9 protein-coding genes are annotated in these 9,203 nt (G+C 37.5%); 6 read left to right on the top strand and 3 right to left on the bottom strand.

Annotated features, from left to right (window positions below):
• Positions 1-143: 143 nt before the first annotated feature.
• Complete coding sequence (locus ACO1D1_RS12530) at positions 144-761, top strand: GntR family transcriptional regulator (RefSeq protein WP_149870571.1); 618 nt, start codon at positions 144-146, stop codon at positions 759-761.
• Positions 762-803: 42 nt separating this feature from the next.
• Here the strand turns inward: ACO1D1_RS12530 and ACO1D1_RS12535 are convergent, their stop codons facing one another.
• Positions 804-2,360: a glycine betaine ABC transporter substrate-binding protein gene (locus ACO1D1_RS12535; RefSeq protein WP_149870570.1), complete on the bottom strand. Its 1,557-nt coding sequence runs from the start codon at positions 2,358-2,360 to the stop codon at positions 804-806.
• Entirely contained in the window at positions 2,360-3,484 is a 1,125-nt protein-coding gene (locus ACO1D1_RS12540; protein WP_149870569.1) for an ABC transporter ATP-binding protein, read from the bottom strand. The genes ACO1D1_RS12535 and ACO1D1_RS12540 overlap by 1 nt, the downstream gene beginning before the upstream one ends.
• A 165-nt stretch (positions 3,485-3,649) precedes the next feature.
• Between ACO1D1_RS12540 and ACO1D1_RS12545 the strand changes: the two genes are divergently transcribed.
• The 3 genes from ACO1D1_RS12545 (at position 3,650) to ACO1D1_RS12555 (ending at position 6,174) form a co-directional block, all read left to right on the top strand.
• A complete protein-coding gene (locus ACO1D1_RS12545; protein ID WP_149870568.1) occupies positions 3,650-4,321 on the top strand; it encodes a response regulator transcription factor in 672 nt (223 codons plus the stop codon).
• A 2-nt stretch (positions 4,322-4,323) separates the two neighbouring features.
• Positions 4,324-5,709 (top strand): HAMP domain-containing sensor histidine kinase, encoded by a 1,386-nt coding sequence (locus ACO1D1_RS12550; protein ID WP_317845664.1) that lies wholly within the window; start codon positions 4,324-4,326, stop codon positions 5,707-5,709.
• A 66-nt stretch (positions 5,710-5,775) separates the two neighbouring features.
• Entirely contained in the window at positions 5,776-6,174 is a 399-nt protein-coding gene (locus ACO1D1_RS12555; RefSeq protein WP_190284658.1) for a hypothetical protein, read from the top strand.
• Positions 6,175-6,216: 42 nt separating this feature from the next.
• Here the strand turns inward: ACO1D1_RS12555 and ACO1D1_RS12560 are convergent, their stop codons facing one another.
• Positions 6,217-7,221: an NAD(P)H-dependent flavin oxidoreductase gene (locus ACO1D1_RS12560; RefSeq protein WP_423336098.1), complete on the bottom strand. Its 1,005-nt coding sequence runs from the start codon at positions 7,219-7,221 to the stop codon at positions 6,217-6,219.
• 251 nt (positions 7,222-7,472) lie between these two features.
• On the opposite strand from ACO1D1_RS12560, the gene ACO1D1_RS12565 reads away from it, so the two are divergent.
• Together ACO1D1_RS12565 and ACO1D1_RS12570 are read left to right on the top strand one after the other, a co-directional pair.
• Positions 7,473-8,723, top strand: a complete 1,251-nt coding sequence (locus ACO1D1_RS12565; protein WP_149870566.1) for a DHH family phosphoesterase — start codon at positions 7,473-7,475, stop codon at positions 8,721-8,723.
• A 273-nt stretch (positions 8,724-8,996) separates the two neighbouring features.
• Positions 8,997-9,203, top strand: a 207-nt coding sequence (locus ACO1D1_RS12570; protein WP_423336099.1) for an acyltransferase family protein, incomplete at its 3' end; no start/stop codon positions are given.

Raw genomic sequence — 9,203 nt, forward strand, 5'->3', positions numbered from 1 at the left:
ACCTCATTTCAACGGACTCAATTACAATTATGTCCAAAACTGTCCAAATATAATGGTGTCACACCTTGAGCTCGCAAACTTGTGCTAAAAGCGGTATAGTGAATAGTATAGGCATCCATTTTTAAGTTTAGTGGAGGGTTCCAATGCAAAAGGCACAAATACCAACTTACGAGCGAATTGCCATCGATTTGGCAAATAGAATTTACGATGGGAAGTTTAAAATTGGAGAAAAGATTCATGGAAGATCTACTTTGGCAAGTGAATACAAAGTATCCCCTGAAACTGTTCGACGTGCGATCAAGATTTTGGAAGATGTCGAGATTGTTCATTCAACAAAAGGCAGCGGGATTGTCATCTCTTCCCGTGAAAATGCCTATAAATATATTCATCGTTTTTCAAATTTGGCAAGTATAAAGGAATTAGAGAAGCAGATAAATACACTCATTTCCGAGCGGGACAAGCTTGACGAACAGCTTTTTGATACGGTTAGAAAAATCATGGACTACTCAGGGAAGCTGCGTCACACAAATCCATTAGCGCCTATTGAAGTTGAAATATTTCCTGGCTGTATACATATTGGCAAAACCATCTCGGAAACGAAGTTCTGGCAAAATACCGGAGGGACAGTGATCGGTATGAAGAGGAAAGGTGAATTAATTATTTCACCGGGCCCATACGCCTTAATATTAGAAGGCGATGTTTTATTGATTATTGGTGATGATAAAACCAATGACAGGGTTCTCCATTTTTTAGAAGAGTAAAACACAAAGAAGCCGGCTTTAACAAATCCGGCTTCTTCCCATTTAATCTAATAATCCTTCTTTTTTTAAAAATTCTTTTGCAACCTTTGCAGGGGACTGCTTCAGGCTGTCAACTTTATAGTTAAGCTGGCGCATTTTTTCATCGCTGAGCTTACCAGCCAGGGAATTTATTGCTTTTTCCAATTCAGGATGAGCTTGTAAAGTTTCTTCTTTAATAATAGGAACGGCATAGTATGGCGGGAAGAAATTTTGATCATCCTTTAACACCTTTAATTGAAAAGCTTCCAGCAAACCATCTGTAGAAAAGGCATCGATGACATCACTTTTATGATTTTTAAGTGCAGTATAGCGCAAGCCGCCATCCACCGCTTTCACATCCTTAAAAGCCATGTTATAAGTTTTTTCAAGTCCGCTTAAACCATCTTCTCGGTTGGAGAATTCAATTGTCGGCCCCACTATTAAATTTCCACTCACTTTAGCTAGATCTGAGACGGTACTCAACCCATATTCTTTTGCTGTATCCTGACGTATAGCGAGAGCATAGGTGTTATTAAATCCAATTGGTTTTAATAATTCAATCCCATATTTTTGCTTAAATTCCTTTTGCACATAATCATAAACCTTATCTGGGTCACTTTCGGGAGGCTGCTTTAAGATATTAACCAACCCTGTTCCGGTATATTCTACATAGAGGTCAATGTCGCCGTTATTTATAGCGCTAAAAGCGACTTGGGTACCACCAAGGTTGAGTTTTCTTTCTACTTGAAGATCCGTTTTGTTTTCTATTAAATCGGCAAGCATGTTTCCTAAAATCATCGATTCACTAAAATTCTTTGAACCAATGACAATTTTATCTTCGGCATTGGCGATTGAATACATCTTTAAACTTCCTGCGGCAATGATAATGATTGAAGCAAAGGCAATCATCCATCGTTTTACTTTTTTTCCTGATTTCGAGGGAGTTTTTCGCTTGCTTGTATAGGAAAGGGAAGTTTCAAGTTTGCCAACCACAAAGTCAATTAATAGAGCTAAAATACAAGCTGGAATCGCCCCTGCCAAAATCATATGGTTATCGACCGTTTGTACACCTGAGAATACGAGGTATCCAAGTCCGCCTGCACCGACGAAAGCAGCAATGGTCATTAAACCAACAGCGGTAACCGCTGAAATTCTGATACCCGCCATAATCATCGGAAAGGCTAATGGGAGCTGAACCTTTCTCATCGTTTGACTCTTAGTTAGACCGATGCCTTTGGCGGCTTCCAGAATGTCTCCATCAATATTTGTCAAGCCAGTATAGGTATTCTTCACGATAGGAAGCAGGGAATAAAGGACGACCATAACAATTGCAGGTGAACTGCCAATTCCAATGAATGGAATGAGGAATCCAAGTAAAGCCAAGCTTGGTACCGCCTGAATAACGTTCGTTGTTCCGATAATCGGTTTTGACAGCTTTGGTTCATTTGAAATCAAGATGCCAAGCGGAATCCCGATGACAATCGCAATCAATACAGAAACGATACTTAAATAAAGATGTTCACCTAATAAATTTACGATTTGCTGGTAATTTGCTGTGAGATAGTTCCAAAAAGCACCCATTAAAACGCCACCTCCAAGTCAATTAGTTGGCTGCTTAATGCCGATAAAATACTGCTTCGTGTAATAAGTCCTGTCAACTGCTTTGCATTATTGACAACAGGAAGATAACCAATTTTATGCTCATTCATCATGGCTAACACGGAGATTAAATTGGCATCCTGTGGAACAGATAAAACATTTTGTTCCATGATCATTTCGATAGAAGTATTCCGATTCAGCAATTGAATGCTTTTTAACGTGACCAGCCCTTTAAGGACATTCTGTTTATCCGTAACCATCAAACTGTCAACCTTATGATCCTTCATGATCTCAATTGCCTGCAAGACATTCCGCATTGCCGTAATCTTTACGGGATTCGGAATCATGATATCCTCAGCCAGTAATAATTCAGGGTTGTTCCAAACCCTTCTTTTCCCTATAAAGCCTTCGACAAAATCATTCGCCGGATTTTTGAGTATATTTTCAGGTGTGTCATATTGGAGAATATCACCATCTTTTAAAATACAAATCTTGTCTGCTATTTTAATAGCTTCGTCCATGTCATGAGTGACAAAAATAATCGTCTTATTTAATTCCTTTTGCATTTGGAATAACTCATCTTGAAGTGAACTTCTTGTTACAGGGTCTAGTGCACTGAAGGGTTCATCCATTAAGATAATATCGGAGTCCGTGGAAAAAGCTCTTGCAACACCCACTCGCTGCTGCTGTCCGCCGCTTAATTCTTTTGGAAATCGGTGTAAATATTCTTTAGGGTCTAACCCAACCAATTCAAGCAATTCTTTTGTCTTTTTCTCAATTAGTGCTGGTTCTTCTCCCTTAAGTTTTGGAATTAATTCTAAGTTTTCTTTAATTGACATATGTGGAAACAATCCAGTGTTTTGAATCACGTAGCCAATATTTCTCCGCAGCTCAATCGGGTTCATAGTGGAGATATCTGTTCCATCGACAAATATTTTTCCCGATGTTGGTTGTATTAGTTTATTAATCATCTTAAGCAAAGTTGTTTTTCCGCAGCCGCTAGGCCCGATAAAAACAACTAACTGACCAGCATCTATATTTAACGAGAACGGATTTATGATGGCCTTTGTTCGATATTTTTTAACAATGTCTTTAAATTCTATCAATGTCATTCCCCCTGACTAAAGTTTAATCTTGTTAGTAACAACTTTATGGTAACATATAAGTTGTTGGTTTGTCGAATTTATTTAGAAAATCGCCGCTGTACAAAACTTTCCAAACTTTAATACTTTAAGTAAAATAAGGTGAGAAAAATGTAAGAGGGTGTTGGTGTGAAAACGATCTTAATTGTGGATGATGATGAATATATTCGCAGTCTTGTGAAAGGTTTATTAATGAAGGAAGGCTATAGGGTTACTGCTGCGGAACACGGGAAAGAAGCTCTTGATATGTTACAAACGGAGTTATGTGATTTAGCAATCGTGGATATTATGATGCCTTTTATGGACGGCTATCAGTTAACAGCTGAAATTCGTAAATTGTACGATCTGCCAATTATTTTATTAACGGCTAAAAGCCAGATTGAAGATAAAGAAAAGGGGTTTGAATCAGGGACGGATGATTATTTAATCAAACCTTTCGAGCCTAAGGAATTAATTTTTCGCGTAAATGCTCTGTTAAGAAGATATGGAAACGCTGGCGGTGCCAATATCAATTTAGGGTCGCTGTACATAAACAAAAAAGGCTACGAGGTGAAAATAAACAGCAAAACCTTTATGCTGCCTTTAAAAGAATTTGAACTTTTATCTTTTCTGGCAGCACATCCTAACCAAGTATTCAGCCGCGGACATCTTATTGAAAAAATCTGGGGCCATGATTTTGAAGGGGATGAACGGACGGTGGATGTTCATATTAAACGGTTGCGCGAACGGTTTGCAAGTATTGCAGAGGATTTCACGATTAAAACAATTAGAGGAGTGGGCTATTCCTTGGAGGTTATTTAATAATGAAAATGAAATCTCTATACAGCAAATTCGCTTTCATAACTATTATGATTATGGTCTTTAGCGGTCTTATTTCATTTATTCTCTCTAACTCTTATTATCAGGTGAAATTAAAAGAGCAAAATGATGAGAAAATAACTAATTTTGCTTTTGAAATCGCCGACTTTGCCAGTAAACATCCCCTAATAAGCTTAGAGGACTATCTTGATCATATAGGTGCAATTGGTTATCAAATTCTATTGATCAGCCAAGAAGGGGACAAGCAGTATTTTGGCTCTTCCTTCAGGGTAAAAGATTTGCCCATAATCATTTCCAATAATGTTTTGCATGGTGAAGTGTACCACGGTGTCAGGCAGTTTCCGCATAAAACATTTGTTACCGGCTTTTTTGCTAATGAATTAAAAAACTCTGTCGGGGTTCCCTTATCCTATCAGGATAAAAACTACGCCTTATTCATCAGACCCGATATTAAGCTTATGTTTAATGAGATGCATGTTCTTTTCGGCTGGCTGCTTATTATTTCTATTTTGTTAAGTATTCTCTTGGTTCTAATCGGTACAAAATACTTGGTACAGCCAATTAGAGAGTTGAACCTGGCAACCAAGGAAATTGCAGATGGTAATTTTTCAATTATGCTGGATATTGATCGGAATGATGAACTCGGTCATTTAGCGGCCAACTTTATGACGATGGCACAAAAATTAGCGAAAGTCGATATACTGCGCAAAGAATTAATCTCCAATATTACCCACGATATTCAATCACCGCTAACCAATATTAAAGGGTATTTAAATTTGCTTGAAAGCAATGGAAAAAGTGATCAGGAAAAGCAGCAGTATATTGATGTTGTACACGCTGAGGTTAATCGCTTATCCAATATGACGAAACAGTTGTTGCTGCTCTCCTCCATAGAAAGTAAAAAGGATTTAATGGAAGTGAGCACTATAGATGTAGCAGGGCAATTAAAAAGTGTAATCCACCAATACCAATGGAGGGTCATAGATAAAGGAATTATGATGAGTTATTCTCTTCCAGATGCTTCGGTTAAAGGGGATGCCTCTTTGCTCTATTCTGTTTGGGAAAACCTGTTGACGAATGCAATTAAATATAATAGTGAAAATGGAACGATTGATATTGAAGTATTTGATACTGAATCACAAGTAGAGGTAATAATAAAGGATACTGGGATTGGATTAACTGAAAACGAAAAGGAAAGAATCTTTGACCGTTTTTACCGAGCGGATTCTTCAAGGGCGCGTTCAGTTGAAGGCACAGGGCTTGGGTTATCTATTGTCAAATCAATTATTGATATGCATCATGGGGAAATTAATTTAACAAGTCAAAAAGGAAAAGGTACTACTATTATCGTAAATCTCCCTAAAACGTAAAGTGCTGTTCATCTTCCGTTCATATTCGCAGCGTATTCTATTTACGAAATGAAACAAGGAGGATGTATGTCAGTGGTTAAATATAGTAATGTATTATTAAAAACAGCAGCAATCTTCGGCTTAATTGGAGCAGGACTTGGAGGACATATGGCCGGTTCCGGTTCCTATACACTCCGCCCAATTCATGCACATATTTTAGTTGTCGGCTGGCTGACATTATTTGCATGGGCCGTTTATTATCGGGTTTTTCAACCGAAAAGTCGAATTTTGGCGGGGCTTCATGTTTATTCGGCCATCATTGGTTCTATTGGTTTGACCGGGGGAATGGCGTTATATAACTTAAAACCAGATTTTCTTCCAGAATCAGTTGAGACCCCATTTTACATAGGCGGAGGGGCGATTCTTCTACTAAGCTTTGTTTTTTTCTGCCTATTAACATTTATCCAAGGGAAAAAAGATGAATAGATAAGCCAACCGCCCTTCCGGTTGGCTTATCTATTCAATTTATTATAGAGAAAGTGGCTGCTTTAATGAATGGTCCTTCATCGCTTCATGATATTCCAAAGTAAGATTGTTAATTATTTGTTTTACAGGGAGTATTTCTTTTATTTCACCGACTCTGGCACCAGCGAAAACCAGCCCATTTTCAACATCTCCATTAACTGAGGTTACCAGTGAGTCAAGGGTACAAAAACGGTAAGAACAATTTTTTAAGCAATCATGGCATTTAGCAATTTTCAATTTATCGGGGCCGCTAATTAACCTAGTAAAGTTATTCTTAATCGCCCTCCCATTTAAGCCAACGGTCGTTTTAACCAGTACTAAATCTTCTTTTTGGGCATCAACGTATTTTTGTTTAAATGCGAATGGTGCATCACACTCCTCACTAGCAACAAAACGTGTCCCCATTTGAACTCCGGATGCCCCCATCGCAATGGCTTTAGCAATATCGTCTCCTGTCAATATTCCTCCGGCTGCAATAACAGGAATCGAAACCGCCTCGACAACTTCTGGAAGAATTGCGAACATCGGCCGGTCTGTACCAAGATGCCCGCCGGCTTCAAAGCCTTCCACTACAACTGCTGCAGCACCAAGCCGTTCGGAAATCCTTGCTAATTTAGCAGACGAAACGATAGAGATGACGGGAATTCCAGCTTGTTTCCCCCATGAGTACATATCTCTTGAGATTCCGGCACCAGATATGATGAAATCAACCTTTTCTTCGATGGCAGCCTTCATTTTTTCAGCAAAATCATTCATCGCAAATAAAACATTTACACCAATATATCCTGCGTTTTTGATTCGAGCCTTTGCCTGTCTAATATGAAATCGCATATCTTCAACTGAAATACCCGTTCCAGAAATAATCCCGATTCCCCCGGCGTTTGCTACTGCTGAAGCAAGTTTACTTAATGAGATGCCAACGCCCATCCCGCCTTGCATAATTGGAACTTTTGGGATCATATGGCCAATTTTTAATTGTGGAAAGTTCAAAATATAACCTCTTTTCAATTGAATTCTAGAAACTTCTCATGAATCTTACCATATAGTTAATCATCTGTATGTGATTTTTGTTACCAGGTCATAATGGCAGGTTTTAGCAACTTGTATAATTTCTAGTCGAAAAAGTCGATTTAATCTTTCATATAATATATATTTAGTGAATAGATACTAACGGGTTACTTAGTCTTCTTTATACACTGTATAAGAATATTATTCAAAACCAAACTATACGTTAGGAATATGATTGGATGGTGTGAGGTATGGTAAAACTTTTTACAGACATGGATTTAGATGGTCTTGGATGCGGTTTGATTGCAAAAATGGCCTTCGGGGAAAAGGCCAATGTCTTCTATTGTTCTTATCGAAATTTAAATCAAAGGGTTGAATCGTATATTAAAAATCCGGCGAATAATAAAGAAGAAGTCTATATTACCGACCTAGCAGTAAATGAATTAGTTGAAAAAAAACTGCAGGATCGGTTTAAGCAGGGGAAACATATTCAGATGATTGATCATCATGTAACGGCAATGCATTTTAATGATTATCAATGGGGCAGGGTAACACCGGAGTACCCAAATGGTAAAAAAACATGTGCAACTTCATTATTTTATGATTTTCTCATTGAGCAAGGTAAAATGGAGCGAAATATAGCGCTTGAGGAATTTATTGATTTAGTCCGTCAATATGATACATGGGAATGGGATGAAAATAATAATGTAACAGCCAAGCGATTAAACGATTTATTTTACATAATGAATAGAGAACAATTCGAAGAAGAAATGCTGAAAAGGTTGACGGAAAATCCGGATTCGTTTCAATTAACGGAAACAGAAAATATGATTCTTGATATTGAAGATCAAAAAATTAACCGCTATATCCATTCAAAAAGCAGACAGACAGTACAAACTTTTGTGGATCATTATTGCGTTGGGGTTGTCCACGCTGAACAGTATTTATCTGAACTTGGCAACGCACTAAATAATATTTATCCCCATCTGGATATGATTGTTCTATTGAATGTAAGTGGAAAGAAAATGGGTTTTCGTACGATTCATGATGAAGTGAATGTAGCGGAATTTGCGCAAAGGTATGGGGGCGGGGGGCATCCTAAAGCATCTGGCGCGGATATGTCAAAAGAGGCGTTTGACACCTTTATTGCCGATGTTTTTGAACTGAATCCGCTTAAACCGGATACAGACCGGAATGAATTTAATGTGAAAGAAATGGCATTTGGTACAAGCTATCAAAACCATATGGGAGAAAGTTCGTTCGTACTGCCTGCAGGAAATGGCGGATATGATCTTATCCATAATGGGGAAAGATTTGAACAACGATTTCCTTCCTACTCAGAAGCAGAACGTTTCCTAAAAAGAAATTATGGTTCTTGGCTACGGCAGGATCAGGAATTTTTACAAAAGATTTCAGTTGGATTAAAGATTTCACTAGAGGAATTGAAGGAAAATTATGATGAAATCATTAGTAATCACTTCGTTGATATAGTGACAATATAAACAATAAGGGCTTGGAGGATTCCAGGCTCTTTATTTATTTTCTTCAACAAGACCATTCATTCCAAAAATTTGGGGTGGTAAATTTTTCATAGGTAAATGGTATTGCTATTGTGGAATTGTAATTTTAATGCAATAGAAAGTAATTTTAAATACATAAGGATGTAATGTTTTTAGGTTAAAATAATAATACAGATATTTATCTCATCAATTATTGTTAGTCTTAAAAATATATTTAAATATCTTTTTAAGAAAAATAATCAGCGGGGTGATAGAATGGCTGTTACTTCAAAAAGGAGTAAATATTTCGATAATGCAAAATTCATTTTGATTTTTCTCGTTGTGTTCGGGCATTTAATAAGTCCGTTAAAAGAACGGGATCGAATACTTTTCACATTATATACGGTAATTTTTTTATTCCATATGCCTGCCTTTATCTTCATCTCTGGATATTTTGCGAAAGGGTTTAGAAAGAAAGGGTAT

Origin of the sequence: Neobacillus sp. 19 (genome assembly GCF_049463095.1) — a bacterium.
GTDB lineage: Bacteria > Bacillota > Bacilli > Bacillales > Cytobacillaceae > Neobacillus.